Raw genomic sequence first — 17,510 nt, 5'->3', positions numbered from 1 at the left:
GTCAGTCATCTCCGTCGCTCTCCCCGCCGTCATCGTCGTCGCCGTCGTCACCACCGCCACCGCCACCGCTGCCGCCGTCGTCGTCGCTCCCGCCCCGGGGCAGCGGCGGCGGGCGGACGGGCTCGGCCGTCTTCTTGCGGGCCTGCTGCCTGGGAGGGGCGTCCTTGCCCTTCGGGGCGGTGGACTCACGCGGGCTCGGCTCGGGCTCTCCGGCGGACGGCTCGTCCACCGGTTCCTTCGGGGAGCCGGTGGGACGTTCGGTGACGACGATGGCCCTGCGAAGGTCGGGCGGATCGACGGTGACCACCTGCACCAGGCCCACCATCGCCAGCACCGCGACGACGGCCCCGGCGAGAACGGCGATGATGGAGGTACGGGGGTTCATCCCTCAACGGTAGGCGGCGATCTCGGAAACGATCGTGAGAGCTGGATGAGAACCCTCTCATCCAAGCGTCCCCGCCGACTTATCGATCATCACTGTCCCCGACAAGACCGACATCCTTCGTGAATGACAACTCGCGCCACGGGCCCGTGGTGGCGGCACTAAGATGCCTTGAGTTAGGTTAGGCTTACCTGATCCGGGGGTGCCTGCGTGCGGCTGTACATCACCGCGCTCAAACCGACCGACTCCGTCACCGACGGATTCCTCCCCGCCGCCCGCGCCTTGGGCTGCGACGTCACCATCCTGACCGACCGGCCGGAGGATCATGGCCGGGCCGACGCCCAGGAGGTCGTCCGGTGCGACGTGCGCGACGCCCGAGCGGTGATCGACACTATCGCCCACCACCACCGCCCGGACGCCGTGTTCTCCAACTCCGACCACATTCAGCCGGAGACGGCCCTCGCCGCCGCCTACTTCGGCCTGCCGGGCAAGGACTGGCGGGCCTGCCTGGCGGCCAAGAACAAGGCGCTCACCCGCCGCACGCTGGCAGAGGCCGGGGTGGAGCGGGTCCGCTCGCTGCGCCTGGCTCCCGGCGACGACTGCGAAACGGTCCGTGGAGCGGACGGCGGGCCGTACGCCGCAGCCGCCTCCGCGCGCGTGCCCTTCCCCGTCGTGGTCAAGCCGCGCGAAGGCGTCGCCAGCGAAGACGTGCTCCTCGTGGACGACCCCCAAGCGCTCGCGTCCGCCATCGAGGGAATCAGGGCGCGGCGGCCAGGGAAGGCCGTCGTGGTCGAGGAGTACCTCGACGGGCCCGTTCGCACGCTGGAGACCCTCGGCGACGCCACCGGCGTGCGCGTGCTCGGCGGGTTCGCCACGACGCTCGGCCCCCCGCCCCACTTCGTGGAGGAACGCCTGGACTGGGCCCCGGCCCGGCCGTCCGACGAGACCGGGCATGTGCTCGCCGCGCTCGCGGCGCTCGGCGCGGGGTTCGGCGCGTGCCACACCGAGTACGCGATCACGCCCGCCGGGCCTCGGGTGATCGAGGTCAACTACCGCGTGATCGGCGACCACTGCGACTTCCTGCTGGCCGACCTGCTCGGCGTCCCGCTGTTCGAGTGGATCCTGCGGGTCCACCTCGGCGAGCCGCTGCCCCGCCAGGAGCGGCCCCCGCGCCGCGCCGGAGCCGCGCTCAGCCTGCTCGCCGACCGCACGGGCGTGATCAGCGCCGCGCCGCCCCCGATCACCCCACGAGACGCCGACGGCGTGCGGCTGTGGCACCGGCCGCTGCGCACCATGGGCGAGCGCGTCGAGCGCACCGGCACCAACCGCGACTACCTCGGCATCGTGCGCGCCGTCGGCGACGACCAGGCGGGCGTGGACGCCGCCCTCGACGCCTTCCGCGCCGCCCACCCCTGGACGGTGACCGCATGAGCGAGCGGGAGCCGTATGTCGCGGCACGCGTGGTCAACGCCCTGCTGCGGGAAGACTACGGAGGGCTGGCCGACCGGGTCACCCGCACCCGGGATGGCGTGGCGCTGGAACTGCCGGGCGCACGCCGGGTGCGGCTCACCCCCGGGTCGCTCTATCAGGACTTCGTGGTGGCCCCCGACGAGTCGCTCGGGCTGTCGTCGGTGCTGGGGGCGGTGGCCGAGATCGCCCATCCGGCCGACGCGGCGGGGGTGAAGGCGCTCGCGGTGGAGTGCGGGGCGGCGCTGCGGGCGCTGGAGCTGCACGACGCCCGGCGCGACGAGGTGCTCGGGCGGATCCACCTCGACCCGCGCGACCGCGACGCGATCGACTACGAGACCCTGGCGGCCTTCGTCGACCATCCGGTCTATCCGACCGCGCGGGCCCGCTACGGCATGTCGGAGGCGGAGCTGCTGGCCTACGCGCCGGAGTTCGCTCCGTCGTTCGAGCTGCGGTGGGCGGCGGTGCCGCGTGAGCGGGCGCGCGGCGGGCGGGTACCGTTCGGGCCGTCGCCGGCCGACGTAGGGCTGCCCGGCCTGGCGGGGACGCACGTGCCGTTCCCGGTGCATCCGCTGTCCGTGCGGGTCGTGGGCGGCATGCCGGGGGTGACCGTCGGGCCGGTGCCGTACCTGCGGGTGCGTCCCACGCTCTCGATGCGCACGGTCGAGGCCGCGCCGGGCATCCACCTGAAGCTGCCGCTGGCCACCAGCACTCTGGGGCTGCGCAACCGACGGTCCATCAAGCCGGCCACGCTCGGCGACGGCGCGCTCGCCGAGCGCCTGCTGCGCGAGGTGCTGGCCGCCGAGCCGGAGTTCCGCGACGCGATCCTGCTGGCCGACGAGCAGCGGTACGGCCACGCCGACCACGAGTACCTGGCGTGGATGGTCCGCACCCTCCCGGACACGCGGGTGATCCCGGTAGCCGCCCTGCTGGCGCCGTCCCCGGCGGGCGCGGGCGAGACCGTCATCGCCGAGTTGGCGCGCGCCCGTGGCGGCGACGTGACCACGGTGCTGGGCGGCTACCTGCGGCTGCTGCTCCGCTGGAACGTCCGGCTGTTCGTGAAGTACGGCATCGCCCTGGAAGCCCACCAGCAGAACATCTCCCTCGTCGCCAGCGGGCCGCCGAGACTGCTGATCAAGGACAACGACGGCCTGCTCGCCTCCCCCGAGCGGCTACGCGCGGCGGGGCTGGCCGTCCCCCGGTTCGCCGACGAGCGGATGCTCACCGACGACCCGCACGCGCTCGCCGACGTGTTCGTCACGATCACCCTGCACCTCGCCGCCGCAGCGGTGGCGTTCGGCGCGCTGCCCGCCGACGCCGCGCGGCGGATGGTGCGCGACGCCCTGGCCGACGCGCTGGCCGAGCACGGCGACGATCCGCTGGCCCGCCTGCTGCGCGCCCGCACCCTCGACGCGGCGCGCCTGGTCGGCAAGGCCATGCTGACCGCCGGGACCCTCGTGGACAAGGCCCGCACCGGGGCGGCCGACGTGAACAAGTTCTACGGCACCGGCGGGCCGAACTACCTGCGCCGGGTCTGATCGTCCGATCGAAACCCACCCAGAGAGCCCACCCAGAAGAGTCCGACCAGAAGGGGCACTGCCGCACGTGAACAGCCTCCTGTCGCCCGACGTCCCCCGCGCCGAGGACTCCCCGGGGCGGGCGCGGCACCGCGCCACCGCCGAGGAGGCGACGGTGGCGGCGCTGCTGCGCTGCTGCCTCCGGGAGATCGCCGGGCCGCGCGGGGAGGTGTGGGACGGCCCGCCGTACACGTTCCTGCGGCTGGCGGGCACGCTGATCCGCGCCCGGGTGCGCGGCGGGATGGCGCTGCGATTCGCCGAGCCCCCGGCGTGGCTGGAGGACGGCGCGTGGCGCCCGCTCACCTCGGCCCTGCTGGTCAGGCTCGTCCAGGCCGGTCTGAGCAAAAACGACGACGGAAACGACGAGTTCGGCGGGCAGGTGGCCGCCAGCCGGGACGCGATCACCCGCATCCTTGCGGCCCGCGAGCGCGCCGCCCCGCCCGCCGGGCCGTGGCTGGCCTCGGAGCAGGCGCTCACCATCGGGCACCCGTTCCACCCGAGCCCCAAGGCCAGAGACGCCACCGGCTGGCTGCGCTACGCGCCGGAGGCGCACGCCACCTTCCCGCTGCGGCTGCTCGGCGTGCGGCACGACGTGCTGCTGTCCGGAGGCGACACCACCGCGCTGGACAAGCTCGACGCCGGGGCGGCGACCCCGCCCGGATACACCCTGCTGCCCGCCCACCCGTGGCAGCTCGACCTGCTGGCCGCCGACCTCGCGGCCCCGCTCGCGGACGGCCGGCTGGTCGATCTCGGGCACGGCTCCCGCCCGGTGGTGCCGACCTCGTCGGTGCGCACCGTGCACGAGCCGGTCAGCGGCATGTGCCTGAAGTTCAGCCTAGACGTCCGGATAACCAACTGCGTGCGAAAGAACGCCTGGTACGAGCTGGAGGGCGCGGTCGCGCTCAGCGAGCGGCTGGAGCCGGTGTTCGGCGCGCTGGCCACCCGGTTCCCGGGCACCGGCTGGCTGCCGGAGCCGGGGTTTCGCAGCGCCGCGCTCGGCACCCGCCTGCTCGAAGGGCTGGGTGTGATCCTGCGCGCCTCCCCCTCCCCCACCGCGCTGCTGGCCGCCGCGCTGGCCGCCGCGACGGCCCTGCCCGCCATGGTGGCCGAACGGCAGGCGGCCGAGCCGGTGCGGTGGTGGGCCGCCTACGTGAGGCACGTGGCGCTGCCGGCGCTCGACGCGTTCTGCGCCCACGGCGTGGTGCTGGAGGCGCACCTACAGAACGTCCTGGTCAAGACGGCCCCTGACGGCATGCCGTCCGGAGCCGTCTTCCGCGACCTGGAGGGCGCCAAGCTGGTCGCGGGGCGCCACGACCTCGCGGGGGTTCCCGGCCCGGTCGCGGGGGCGCTGACCTACACCGCCGACCAGGGGTGGAACCGCGTCGCCTACTGCCTGCTGGTCAACCACCTTCCGGAGATCGCGGCCACGATAGCGGGCCGCGCCGGCGACGACGGCGATCGGCTGCTGGCCGAGCTGTGGGGGGTGGCCTGGGACGAGCTGGCCGCCTACGCGCGCTCGCGGGAGTGGCCCGCGCGGATGCGCGACCTGCTGTCGGGGGTGCCGCTGCCCGCCAAGGCGAACCTGTCGGTGCGGTGGTCGCGCGCGGCCGACCGCGCCGCTGGATACGTCCCGGTCGCCAACCCCCTGGCCGGGCGCGACGGCGACGGGATCATGGAGGTGGCCGGATGATCGCGGTTCCGCCCGCCGTGCTCGCGGTCGCCGAGCGACTGCCCGGCGACCGGCCCGCCTACGTCTACGACCTGGCCGGGCTCGACGCCCACGCCGGGGCGGTGCGCCGGGCGCTGGGCGACGTGGAGCTGTACTACGCGGTCAAGGCCAACCCTGATGCCGAGATCCTGCGGGTGCTGGCCCGCCATGTGGACGGCTTCGAGGTCTCCTCGGGGGGCGAGCTGGCGCACGTCAGGGCCGTGGCGCCCGAGATGCCGGTCGCGCTCGGCGGGCCGGGCAAGACCGCCGCCGAACTGGCCCAGGCGGCCGGGGTCGCCCGGCTGCACGTCGAGAGCCCGAACGAGCTGCGGCGTCTGCTCGACCTCGGCGGCGGGCCCGTCCAGGTCCTGCTCCGCCTCAACCTCGACATACCCGTCGCGGGGGCGGCCCTGGCGATGGGCGGCGGCGCGACGCCGTTCGGGATGGACGAGCACGGCATGCGCGAGTGCCTGGAACTCCTCCCCGCCCAACCCCGCGTGAGGCTGCGCGGGGTGCACGCCCACCTGGCCAGCGGGCTCGGCGCGCCGGAACTGCTCGCCCTGGCCGGGGCCGTACTCGGCGACGCCAGGGGGCTCGGCCACACCGAGGCCGATCTGGAGGTCAATCTGGGCGGCGGCATGGCCGTCTCCTACACCGAACCGGCCACGCGCTTCGACTGGCCCGCCTACGGCTCGGGGCTGCGCGCCCTGCGGCGTCCCGGCGAGACCCTGCGGGTGGAGCCGGGGCGGGCGATGACCGCCTACTGCGGCTGGTACCTCACCCGCGTGATCGACGTGAAGCGCGTCCACGGGCAGACCTTCGCCGTCGTCACCGGGGGCACCCACCATCTGCGCACCCCGGTGACCAAGGGCCACGACCAGCCCTTCGCCGTCGTGCCGGGGCCGGAGAACCGGCCACGCGAGGAACCGGTGACCATCGTGGGACAGCTCTGCACCCCCAAGGACGTCTTCGCCCGCCAGGTGCCAGCGAGCCTGGCCCCCGGCGACGTCGTGGCGTTCGCGATGGCGGGCGCGTACGCGTGGAACATCTCCCACCACGACTTCCTGATGCACGAGAAGCCGGCCTTCCACTACGTGTGATCCGCTACTCCACGACCGGAACCCGCTCGATCAGCGCGACCAGCCCCGCCAGGTCGAGCAGGTTCACCGGCCGGACGGTCTCGTTGGCCCGCACGTAGTGGAAGGCCGCGCGTACCCGCTCGACCGGCGCGCCCGAGAGGTCGGCCCAGGCCAGCCGGTACGCCGCGAGCTGGACGGCAGCCGCCTGCGCGGCCTTGCCCCGGGGCCGTTCGCCGGTCTTCCAGTCCACGACCTCGTAGGTGCCGTCGGGCGCCTGGAAGACGGCGTCCATCCGGCCCCGCAGCAGGCGGTCGCCGACCATCGTCTCGAACGGCACCTCGAAGTCGAGCGGACGGCGGGCCGCCCACTCGCTCTCCTCGAACCGGTCGCACAGCTCGCCGAGCGCGACGTCGGCCTCGGCCAGGTCGTCTGCGGCACCGGGCAGCTCCAGCTCGGCGAACAGGCTCTGCTGCCCCCAGCGGGTCTCCAGCCAGTGGTGGAACGCGGTGCCCCGGCGGGCCAGCGGCGCCGGGCGCGCGGGCATGGGACGCCTGATCCTGCGGGCCAGCTCGCCCGGGTCGGAGGCCAGGTTCACCAGCGCCGAGACGGTCAGCCGTTCCGGCAGGGTGACCTGGGTGGGGGGCCGCCGCCGCAGGCGTTCGCGCTCCAGCATGAGCAGTTCGGTGTCGCGCTCCCAGGCCCGCACCCGCTCGCGGTCGCGCTCGCGCACCGGTTCGTTCACGGCGGGCTCGGTGAGGGTTCCGGCCAGGGCGTCCTCCACCAGCCCGGCGCCGTCGAGCATCGCGACGTAGCGGACGCCGTCCGGAGTGACCGGCCAGGTGGCCTCGGCGGGCTGGGCCAGCAGCGGGTTGGCCGCGCCCTCTTCGAGGTCGGCCGCCCACCGGGCGACCCGCCCGCAGGTGTCGCGGATCTCCAGCAGGAATTCCGACGGCTCCAGCGGCTTGGACGCGCTGCCCCACCGGTAGCCGGAGGCGATGAGCAGGTAGTGGGCGCGGGTGACGGCGACGTAGGCGAGCCGCCGCTCCTCCATCAGGTCGCGTTCGCGGCACTCGGCGTCGAAGTCGATGAGGTCGTCCTTCTCCAGCCCGGCGAGCCGGGGCAGGTCACCGGCGTCGCCGCGAAGCGGATAGGGCAGTTTGCGGGGGTTCTCCGTCCATCGGGGGGTCGTGACCGGCTTGGCGGGGAAGACGGTGCCGGTGGTGAGCGCCCCGCTCTTGTTGGTGAGCTGCGACAGGCCTGGCACCACGACCACGGGCCACTCCAGGCCCTTGGACGCGTGGATGGTCATCAGCTTGACGCTGTTGCTGTCGCCCACCCGGCCGGCGTCGAGGCCGTTCTCCTCCTCGTCGGCGGCCTTCAGGTAGGCGAGGAACGCGCCGAGGGTGGGATCTTCGGCGTCTCCGGCGAACCGGGCCCCGGCGTCGAGGAAGGCGTCGAGGTCGGCGCGGGCGGCGAAGGCGCTCGCCGCGCCCGAGCGGGCCGCGACCTCGATGTCCAGGCCGGTCCGGCGTTCCACCTCGCCGATCAGGTCGGGCAGGGGACGGCCCGCGTGGGCCCGCAGCGTGCGCAGCTCGGCCGCGAACGCGAGCAGCCGAACCCGGGCCAGCGGCGAGAAGCGGTCCTGCCACTCGTCGCGCTCGGGCAGTTCGTCCAGGGCGTCGACCAGGCTGCCGCGCTCCTCGGCCATGTCGGCCACGACCTGGTCGAGCGGGTCGTCGGGCCGGGACGCGCCCTGGTCGGTCTCGCGGTTCAGCTCGCGGGCGAGGTCGCCGAGCACCTTGAGGTCGGCCGGGCCGATCCGCCAGCGCGGCCCGCCGAGCAGCCGCACCAGGGCGTCGCCCGCCGTCGGGTCGTACAGGACGCGCAGCGTGGCCACGATGTCGGCGACCTCGGGCACGGCGAGCAGCCCACCCAGGCCGACCACCTCGACCGGGATGCCGCGCTCCTCAAGCGCCCGCCGCAGCGCCGGGAACTGGGACCGCTTGCGGGCCAGGATCGCCACGTCGGCGGGCTGCACGGACTGCTGCCCGCCCCAGGCGCTGGGCTTGGCCTTGTCGCGCTCGCCCTCGCCCCACGGCAGGCCGTCGGGCGCGGACTCCTGCCCGAGCACGCCCGCGACGCCCTCGGCGATCCAGCGGGCCTCGTCCTCGGCGGTCTCGTGGAACGCGCACAGCACCCGGCCGCGCTCGACGCGGGTCTTGCCGGGGATCAGCACCGGCACGTCGCGCGCCTCGATCCGCAGCGGGAGCTGCACGCGGGCGGCCACGTCGAGGACCTTGTCGCCGTTGCGGAAACTGACCGAAAGGCGGCTGACCTTGGACCGGTCGCCTGTCCCGGTGGGGAAGTCGCGGGAGAAGCGGGTCAGGTTGCCCGCGGAGGCGCCGCGCCAGCCGTAGATGGACTGGCAGGGGTCGCCCACCGAGGTGACCGGGTGGCCGCCGCCGAACAGCGAGCGCAGCAGCACGAGCTGGGCGTGGCTGGTGTCCTGGTACTCGTCGAGCAGCACCACGGCGAACCGGTCGCGTTCGATCGCGCCCACCTCGGGGTGGTTGACGGCGATGCGCGCGGCCAGCGCCATCTGGTCGCCGTAGTCGATGACCTCGCGCTGGCGCTTCATCCGCTCGTACGCCTCGACCATGGGCAGCAGTTGCTCCCTGGCCCGCTGGGTGACCAGCGGCCTGCGCTGGGCGGCGTTGGTCGTGCCGCGCACGTCGTCGAGCTTCCCCGCCAGCCAGGTGCCGAGGTCGCGGACGTCCTTGGCGTCGCGCAGGTGCTCGGACATCTCACCGGCGAGTTCGAGCACGGCGCGGGTGACGGTGGCCGGGCCCCACTCGACTTGCTCCATCGGCCCGTCGTAGAGGCTGACCGCGCGGCTGGCCATCTGCCAGGACACGGCGGGCGGCACCAGCCGCATGGTGGGCTCCAGCGCCTCGCGCAGCGCGTGGTCGGTGACCAGGCGGGCGGCGTAGGCGTGGTAGGTGGAGACCGTGGGCTCCTCCTCCAGCATCTCCACGGGAACCAGCTTGGCGTCGGCCAGCCCGGTCAGCCGCTTGCGGACGCGGGCGGCCAGCTCGGTGGCGGCCTTGCGGGTGAAGGTGAGGCCGAGCACGTGCTCCGGCTTGACCAGGCCGTTGGCGACCAGCCAGACCACCCGGCCGGCCATGGTCTCGCTCTTGCCCGAGCCCGCGCCCGCCATCACGACCATCGGCTCCAGGGGGGCCTCGATGACCTCGGCCTGCTCGGGCGTGGGGGCCGGGATGCCGAGCTTGACCGCGAGGTCGGCGGCGCTCAGCACACCTGACCTCCGTCGTCGCTGACCGGGCAGCTCGACCTGACGGCGCAGGTGCGGCAGCCGTCGTTCACGGACGCCTGGAAGAACTGGCTGGACATGCCGGTGGCCACGGTGTCGACCATGTCCTTGGCCCAGCCGGGGTCGTCGTCGTCGGCCAGCGCCCGCTGCTGCTGCTCCCTGGCGTCTTTACCGGCGGCCTTGCCCACCTGCACCAGGGCGGCGCCGCCGGGCTCGGTCATGCCGTGCCGCCGGAACGCGCCGAGCAGCGCGGCGAGCTGGTAGACGCCGAGCTGCGGGTGGCGGTCCATCTCGGACTCGGACGGCTTGGACCCGCCGGTCTTGATGTCGATGATGACGGCGCGGCCGTCGCCGTCGCGCTCGACGCGGTCGACCCGGCCCCTGATCTCGATGCCCTCGCCGACCACGGCGGTGAACGCCTCTTCGGTGGAGATCAGGTCGCGGTCGTTGTCCTGCTGCCAGCGGACGAACTTCCTGATCATCTGCTCGGCGACCTGGCGCTGCTTGCGGTTGAACCACTTGCCGCCGAAGTCGAGCTCGTCCCAGATCGCGTCGAGACGCTTGCCGAGGGTCTCCTCGGCCGGGACGCCGGTCGCCGCCAGTACGGCCAGCGCGTGGATGATCGTGCCCAGGCCCTGCGCCGCCGACGTGCCGGACGCCCCGACCGCGGTCTCCAGCAGCCAGCGCAGCCCGCACTTGCTGAAGCTCTCCACCGCCGACGGGGAGATGCGGACGACGTCGTCGGGCCAGCCGAGCGGGCGGTCGTCGGTGAGGGGGGTCAGGCCGTACCAGTCGTCGGGGTGTGCCCCGGCGATGCCCGCCTCGGCGAGCCTGGCCAGGTGGCGGGCGGCGTCGCGGCGCACCACGGCGGGCCTGGTCGGGTCGCAGACGGCCTGGCGCAGGTCGGCGACCAGCGCGGACATGCTCAGCCAGCGGGCGCGGTCGTCGACTCCGGCCGGCTCCACGCCGCCGGGCAGCAGCTCGTTCAGGAACCGGGAGGGCCGCTCGTCGGTGTCGTCGCCGCCGACGGCGGTGACCACCAGGCGGCTCCTGGCCCGGGTGGCGGCCACGTAGAACAGCCGCCGCTCCTCGGCGAGCTGCTTGGAGGCCAGCGCGGCGGCGGCGAACTCGGTGGTGTCGAGCGCCGAGCCCTTGGACAGCTCGATCATCGCGTCGATGCCGAGCATGGAGCCGCGCATCCGGACGTCGGGCCAGACTGCCTCCTGCACGCCCGCGACGACCACGATGTCCCATTCCAGGCCCTTGGCGCGGTGCGCGGTCAGGATGCGGACGGCCTCGGCGTCGGGCGCGTGCTCGGCCAGGCTGTCGCCCGCGATCTCCTGGGAGGCCATGTCGTCGAGGAACACCTCGACCCCGGCCTTGGGCAGGCGGTCCACGAAGCGGGCCGCGTGGTCGAAGAGCGCGACGACCGCGTCGAGGTCGCGGTCGGCCTGCACGCCCCTCGGGCCGCCCGAGACGCTCGCGTCGGTCCAGGTGCCGGCGAGGCCGCTGGCCTGCCACACCTCCCACAGGACCTCTTCGGCCGAGCCCTTGCGCCGCACGGCGTCGCGGGCGGTGGCGACGAGTCTGGCCACCCTCGTGGCGGGGGCGGCGACGTGGGGTTCCACGCGGATCAGCTCGGCCTGGTCGGTGACCGCGGCCACCAGCAGTTCGCCCGAGGAGCGCACCGGGACCGGCGCGGCGCCCTCGGCGCTCAGCTCGGCGGCGGCGGCGTGCTCGGCGACGCGGAGCGCGCGGCGCAGGCGGCGCACGCCGATCATGTCGGTGCCGCCGATCGGGCCGGTGAGCAGGTCTTCGGCGACCGCTTCGTCGAGTGCGGCGGGATCGGTGGCCACGCGGAGCAGCGCGATCAGCGGGCGGACCCCCGGCTCACTGGCCAGCGGCAGCTCGTCGGCGGCCACCATGACGGGCACGCCCGCCGTGGCCAGCGCCCTGCGCAGCAGCGGCATCTGACGCACCGCCGACCTGACCAGGACGGCCATCCGCGACCACGGCACGCCGTCGAGCAGATGCGCGCGGCGCAGCGTGTCGGCCACGACGGCGGCCTCCTGGGTGGCGCTGTCGGTCAGCAGCACCCTGACCTCGCCGTCCTGCCGCACCGGCTTGAGCTGCCGGTGCTCGCGCGCGGGCGTGGACGGCAGGCGGGCGCTGATCCGCCGCGAGGCGCGCAGGATCTCCGGCCCCATCCGGCGGCAGGTGCGCAGCGCGATCACGGGGGCCTCGTCGCCGTCGCGGGTGCGGAACCGCTCGGGGAAGCGCATGATGCCGTCCACCTCGGCGCCCCGGAAGCCGTAGATGGACTGGTCGGGGTCGCCCACCACGACCAGGTCGCGGCCGTCTCCGGCGAGCCGGCGCAGCAGGTGCTCCTGCGCCGGGTCGGTGTCCTGGTACTCGTCCACGAACACGATGTCGTAGGCGGCGCGCTCTCGTTCGCGGACCGGCCCCTCGGTGAGCAGGCCCGCGGCGGCCCTGATCAGCTCGGCGTAGTCGAGCGCGGGCACCGGGTCGAGGTCGAAGCGGGCCTGGTAGCGCCGCGCGAAGCGGCCCGCCGCCGCCCAGTCGGCGCGGCCGTGCGCGCGTCCCAGCTCGACGAGGTCGTCGCCGTCGAGGCCGCGCTCGGCGGCCCGCGCCAGGAAGTCGCTGACCTCCTCGGCGAACCCGCGCGTCTTCAGCGCCTCACGCAGGTAGGACGGCCAGTCGGGAGCGCCGTCCTCCAGCTCGCCGTGCAGCAGGCGGCGTACCTCCAGCAGCTCCTCTGGGCCGGTGAGCAGGCGCGGCGGTTCGTCGCCCCGGTCGGCGGCGGCACGGCGCAGCAGCGCGTAGGCGTAGCCGTGGAAGGTGAGGGCGAGCGGGGTGCGGGTGGTGCGGCGCAACCGGGCGGTGATGCGATCGCGCAGCTCCCCCGCCGCCTTGCGGCTGAAGGTGAGCACGAGCACCCGCTCGGGGTCGAGCCCCCGGCGCTCGACGCGATCGACGATGGTCTCGACGATCGTGGTGGTCTTGCCGGTGCCGGGACCGGCCAGGACGAGCAGTGGGCCGCCGGGATGATCGACCACCGCCCGCTGGTTCTCGTCCAGCTCGGGAGGTGACGCCTGCCCCCGCGTCCCGTTGCGCACCAGGCGCCAGGTCTGACCACTCACAACTCAGAATTCCATCAGACCACAGAGAAAGATCGTGCCGGGTTGACCGCTTTTCCTCGCCCTTGACGGCGAGTACGGCATGCCGACCTACGTTATCGGCGGCTTTAGCGGTATGTACGACGACACGCCGATGTAGGAATGAGTCGTATGTCACGCCCACCGGTCAACGATCAGCGGGTCATCGGGTGAGCGGATCTGTGGTGCCCCAGGGGATCTGCGGCGACTCGTGGAAGTCGACGCCCCAGCGCCGCCACATCTCGGCGTGCCCCGCCAGCCGGGACGCGAAGACCTCGAAGTCGCGCGACTTCTGCGGGGTCCAGGCGACCTCGGCGACCGCGGGCAGCCGAGGGAAGGCGAGGTATTCCAGGTCGTCGATATTGGTGACGGTCTCCGTCCACAGCGGGGCCTCGACGCCGAGCACGGCCGCCTCGCCGACGCCGGGCAGCAGGGCCGCCGGATCCCAGTCGTAGGAGTCTTCGACCTCGACCAGGCCCGCCCACTGCTGGCCGACACGACTGTCGGAGTCGTACTTCATGTCCAGATACACCCGGGACGCCGGCGACAGCACGACCTTCGCGCCCTGGCGCACGGCGTTGACGACGTCGTCGGGCTCCTCGCGGGTCTGCCAGTACTGCACCACCGAGCCGGGCGCGAGCCTGGCCTTGCCGACCTCCTGCCAGGCGACCATCCGCTTGCCCGCGCGGACGACGAGCTCCTGCGCCCGCTCGACGAAGCGGGTGTAGTCGGCCTCGCTCAGCTCGCGCACCTCGTCGCCGCCGATGTGGACGTAGTCGCCGGGGGTCAGCCGGGCCACCTCGGCGATGACGTCGGAGACGAACCGGTCGGTGGCCGCCGAGCCCACGCAGAGCGTGCTGAACCCGACCTCTATCCCCGTGTACGGCTCGCGGGCCCGCCCGTCGCAGTTCAGCTCGGCGTAGGAGGCCAGCGCCGCGTTGGTGTGTCCCGGCATGTCGATCTCGGGCACGATGTCGATGAACCGGTCGCTCGCGTACTTCACCAGCTCGCGGTAGTCGTCGGCGGTGTAGAAGCCGCCGGGGCCGCCGCCCACCTGGGTCGAGCCGCCGATCCTGGTCAGCTCGGGACGGCCCGCGATGGCCAGCCGCCAGCCCTGGTCGTCGGTCAGGTGCAGGTGCAGCACGTTGAGCTTGTAGGCGGCCATCAGGTCGAGGTAGCGCTTGACGTCGGCGACCGGCCGGAAGTGCCGGGCCACGTCGAGCATCGCGCCGCGCCAGGCGAAGCGCGGGCGGTCGGTGATCCGCACGCCCGCCATCCGGGACGGCCCGCCGTCGCGGGCCTGCGGCAGCAGTTGCCGGAGGGTCTGCACGCCGTAGAAGAGCCCGGCCGTGGTCTCGGCGCGCAGGTCGACGCCGTCGGGGCCGACGACCAGTTCGTAGCCCTCCGCACCGGCCCCGGGGGTGAGCGCGAGACGGATCGCGCCGTCCGGCCCGGCCTGCGGCCTCTGCCCGGTGGCCTCCTGCACGGCGAGCGCCAGGTGTTCCGCCACCCCGGCCGCCTCGCCGGGCGCGGTGATCACCACCGCCGGTTCGAGAGTGAAGTCCTCGCCCTCGGCCGCGGGGACGACCGACGCCGGCAGTGGAACCAGCGCCGCCCCCTCGACCCGTACGTCAGCACCGCATCCGGTCATGCCACCCGCCCACACCAGGACCGCCGCCAGCGTCAGCCGGACCGTTGACCAACGTTTGACCATGTTCGACCCGGCCCGCCGGAAATCGGTAAGTTTCTTTACCGTTCGATTCTAACCGAAGACGTGATCGACGAGCCGTCGCGTGGCCTTCCCGTCGTCGCGGGGGGCGTAGGCGCGGCGGAAGTTCTCGTAGCGCTCGGCGTATTCGGCGGCGATGCCGTCGATGCCCTTGACCGCCTGGATCACCTGGGCGGAGGTGGCCAGCACCGGCCCGGGGGCCTCCTCGGCGATATCGAGATAGACGCCGCGCTTGGCCGCGAACCGGTCGAGGTCGTAGGCGAAGAAGATCATCGGACGGCCGGTGGCGGCGAAGTCGAACATCACCGAGGAGTAGTCGGTGATCAGGACGTCCGTGATCAGCAGCAGATCGGTGATGTCTGGATATGTGGTGACGTCGTGGCTGAAGCCGTCGTCGGGCACCACTGGGGCGGCCTGCATGGAATGCGCCCGGATCAGCAGCTCGTGCCCCTCGCCCAGGATCGTGCGGGCCTGCACGAGGTTGAGGCGCAGCGAGGTGTTCTTCCGGTCGTAGTCGCGGTAGGTCGGCGCGTACAGCACCACCTTGGCGTCCTCGGCGAGACCCAGGCGGCGGCGGACCCCGGCGGCCAGCTCGTCGCGCTCGGGGGCGACGAGCACGTCGTTGCGCGGGTAGCCGCCCTCCAGCACCTCGCCCTGGTAGCCGAACGCCTTGCGCAGCACCGGCGTGGCCCATGGGCTCTGCGACAGCAGCAGATCCCAGCCCCGGACCTCGGCGGCCTGCCGGTGCCACACCGGCGGGCGCGGGTCGCGCGACATGTGCGGCAGGTCGTTGCCGACCCGCTTGACCGGGGTGCCGTGCCAGGTCTGCACGATCGTCTGGTCGTCTCTGGCGCGGAACCACGGCGGCAGGAACGAGTTGGTCACCACGTATCGCGACCTGGCGAGGGCCGCGTAGTGCTCACGGCTGCCCGCCCGCACCACACTGGGCCGCTCGCCCGGGCCGTAGCCCAGCTCGGCCGGGCCCGGCGGGACGAACGCGCCGTCCTTGACCACCCAGATGTGCTCGCCGCCGTCTCCCCTGCGCAGCCGCTCCTCGTAGACGGCGCGCACGTTGCCCTCGTACTGCCTGCCGTCGTAGGCGACGTAGACGGTGGCCTCGCGCAGCGGCTCGCGGCGCTGGGCCGGGTAGAACTGGCGCTCCAGCGCGTAGACGCCCGCCATGCCCTTCTCGTCGTCGGGCTTCTCCTCGGCGGCGATCAGGACCGGGACGTCGTAGCGGGTGGAGACGAACTGGTAGCGGCGGCCGTCGTGGACGCGCGGGGCCTCGTCGAGCGCCGCGAGCGCCTGGTGATCGACCCGGAAGGGGACCGACTCGCGGGCCGTGGGGTGGAACACCGACAGATGCCAGGTGCCGCTCATCAGCGGGACGGGCTCGCCGAACCGGGGCATCGCCGCGGCGTCGAGACGTACGGTGAAGCGGTCGCCGTCGCGCGAGAGCGGCATCCGGTAGGTCAGGCCGGTGCGGTGCCGCAGGGTCAGCGCGCGCTCCTCGGCCCCGGGGTCGGGGTAGCGGCCCTCCAGCACGAGCGCCGCGCCGTCGGCGGACCACGAAGCCCCGGTGATGACCGGGCGGATCCGGTGGGCCGAGACGACCACGCGGTCGCGCCGGTCGGACAGGACGGTGATCTCGCGGTCGCCGATCGCGCCGCGGAACTCCTCGGCCGCGCCGAGCATCACGGTGGCGGCCGGATCGCCCTTGGGCTCGACCCACAGCCGCCTGCCGTCCTTCTCCGCCAGCAGGCTCTGGGTGGACAGCGCGAAGGCGACCTCGGTGCCGCTCGCGACCGGGGTGAAGTCGGCGGACATGCGGTGGCCGCCGAGGCGCACGTGGCCCTTGTTCACCTGACGGCCGGGCAGGAACACCCGCAGCCGCGCGTCGTCGCCGTCGAGGCTCACGCCGGTCAGCTCGGCGCGGTACGGCTGGAGCACGACCTGCAGCGCGCGGTCGGAGGTCCACACCGGGCGCACCCACCAGCGCGGCCGGACCTCCAGGCCCTGCGGGCGCTCGGTGCGGCCGAGCGCGGGGCCGCGCAGCAGGCCCACGGCCCGCGCGCCCCGGCTCCAGATCACGATCTCGGCGCGCCAGGTCGTGGTGTCGCGGACGGCCGGGCGGCGGCGCAGCAGCCGCCGTCCGCCCCGGGCGACGCCGCGCAGCCAGGACCGCCAGCGCAGGGTCCAGGGCCGCAGCTCGGCGGTGAACCCGGACCAGTCGTAGTTGCAGCCCAGCTCGTGCGCGCCGTAGGTGGCCTCCGGCCGGAAGGTGCGCCGGGTGCGCAGCCGCACGGAGGGCTGCCAGCGCGGGCCGCGCAGCACGACCGTGGCCCGGTTGAAGCGGCGCCCGCGCACCGACAGCCCGGCCAGGTAGGCGTGACCCGTCACGCGGAGCCGGCCGTCGATCCAGGAGATGTCGTCGATCTGGGTGACCGGCACCAGGTCGGCCTGGCGCAGGCGGTAGAGCTCGTCGGGCAGTTCGCCCCGTAACGGCAGGTCGGCGTACCAGCGCAGGCCCTTGCGCACCCGGCGGTACGGCTCGGCCGCCGCGGCCACGACCTTCGTGAGCGCGTCGCCCTCGGCCAGCTCGGCCAGCTCGCGCGACTCGATGAGGTGGAGCACCACCCGCCTGGCGACGGGGAGGGCGCGTTTGACCGCCGGATCGACCGTGCCCAGGTAGGGCGTGAGCAGGGTGAGCATCTCGCGGCGGCGGGCCGTGCCACGCCTGATCGCGGTGTCGATCCGCGCGCCCAGCGGCCCCGCCAGGGCCTCGGCGTCGAGACGCCGCCGATCGGCGGCGGACAGCCCCTCTTCGCGGACGGCGGCCATCACCGCTTCCAGGGGCTCGCCACGGTCGCAGAGATCCTGAACCGCTCGGATTCGGTCACCGAGGTCGCGGCTCGCACGCTCGGGGGTCGCGCCGGTGGCCATGGAGTGGGGCACCGCCTTCCGGACGGGTGGCCTGTCCCTCCATATGGTAGTGGGCCTGGAGGCCCAAGAACCCGCCGCGTTCCTGAGCGTCTGCTGGGAGAGCGGGGGCCCCTGCGGC

General features: G+C 73.9%; 9 protein-coding genes. 4 read left to right on the top strand and 5 right to left on the bottom strand.

Annotated elements, in window-relative coordinates; genetic code table 11:
• Window position 1: 1 nt before the first annotated feature.
• Window positions 2–385 (bottom strand): hypothetical protein, encoded by a 384-nt coding sequence (locus P3X83_RS23245; protein ID WP_277307291.1) that lies wholly within the window; start codon window positions 383–385, stop codon window positions 2–4.
• 207 nt (window positions 386–592) lie between these two features.
• Here P3X83_RS23245 and P3X83_RS23240 point away from each other — a divergent pair, with 207 nt between their 5' ends.
• The 4 genes from P3X83_RS23240 (at window position 593) to P3X83_RS23225 (ending at window position 6,234) form a co-directional block, all read left to right on the top strand.
• Entirely contained in the window at window positions 593–1,813 is a 1,221-nt protein-coding gene (locus P3X83_RS23240; protein WP_277307290.1) for an ATP-grasp domain-containing protein, read from the top strand.
• Window positions 1,810–3,387 carry an IucA/IucC family protein gene (locus P3X83_RS23235; protein ID WP_277307289.1) on the top strand — a complete coding sequence of 526 codons (1,578 nt, stop codon included), beginning with the start codon at window positions 1,810–1,812 and terminating at the stop codon, window positions 3,385–3,387. The genes P3X83_RS23240 and P3X83_RS23235 overlap by 4 nt, the downstream gene beginning before the upstream one ends.
• Window positions 3,388–3,454: 67 nt before the next feature.
• On the top strand, window positions 3,455–5,116 hold the full coding sequence (locus P3X83_RS23230) for an IucA/IucC family protein (RefSeq protein WP_277307288.1): 1,662 nt from the start codon (window positions 3,455–3,457) through the stop codon (window positions 5,114–5,116).
• Window positions 5,113–6,234 carry an alanine racemase gene (locus P3X83_RS23225; protein ID WP_277307287.1) on the top strand — a complete coding sequence of 374 codons (1,122 nt, stop codon included), beginning with the start codon at window positions 5,113–5,115 and terminating at the stop codon, window positions 6,232–6,234. Before P3X83_RS23230 ends, P3X83_RS23225 begins: the two co-directional genes overlap by 4 nt.
• Window positions 6,235–6,238: 4 nt before the next feature.
• Here the strand turns inward: P3X83_RS23225 and P3X83_RS23220 are convergent, their stop codons facing one another.
• The 4 genes from P3X83_RS23220 to P3X83_RS23205 all read right to left on the bottom strand — a co-directional run bounded on the left by P3X83_RS23220 (window position 6,239) and on the right by P3X83_RS23205 (window position 17,392).
• Entirely contained in the window at window positions 6,239–9,529 is a 3,291-nt protein-coding gene (locus P3X83_RS23220; RefSeq protein ID WP_277307286.1) for a UvrD-helicase domain-containing protein, read from the bottom strand.
• Complete coding sequence (locus P3X83_RS23215) at window positions 9,523–12,705, bottom strand: ATP-dependent DNA helicase (RefSeq protein WP_277307285.1); 3,183 nt, start codon at window positions 12,703–12,705, stop codon at window positions 9,523–9,525. Before P3X83_RS23215 ends, P3X83_RS23220 begins: the two co-directional genes overlap by 7 nt.
• Before the next feature lie 178 nt (window positions 12,706–12,883).
• Window positions 12,884–14,434 (bottom strand): beta-N-acetylhexosaminidase, encoded by a 1,551-nt coding sequence (locus P3X83_RS23210; protein ID WP_277307284.1) that lies wholly within the window; start codon window positions 14,432–14,434, stop codon window positions 12,884–12,886.
• A gap of 48 nt (window positions 14,435–14,482) precedes the next feature.
• Window positions 14,483–17,392, bottom strand: coding sequence for a CDP-glycerol glycerophosphotransferase family protein (locus P3X83_RS23205; protein WP_277307283.1), 2,910 nt, complete (start codon window positions 17,390–17,392; stop codon window positions 14,483–14,485).
• Window positions 17,393–17,510 lie beyond the last annotated feature (118 nt).

Origin of the sequence: Spongiactinospora sp. TRM90649 (assembly GCF_029382225.1) — a bacterium.
Lineage (GTDB): Bacteria > Actinomycetota > Actinomycetes > Streptosporangiales > Streptosporangiaceae > Spongiactinospora.
Note: the sequence above shows the minus strand (reverse complement) of the source record. Positions and strands in the feature narration are given on the sequence as shown.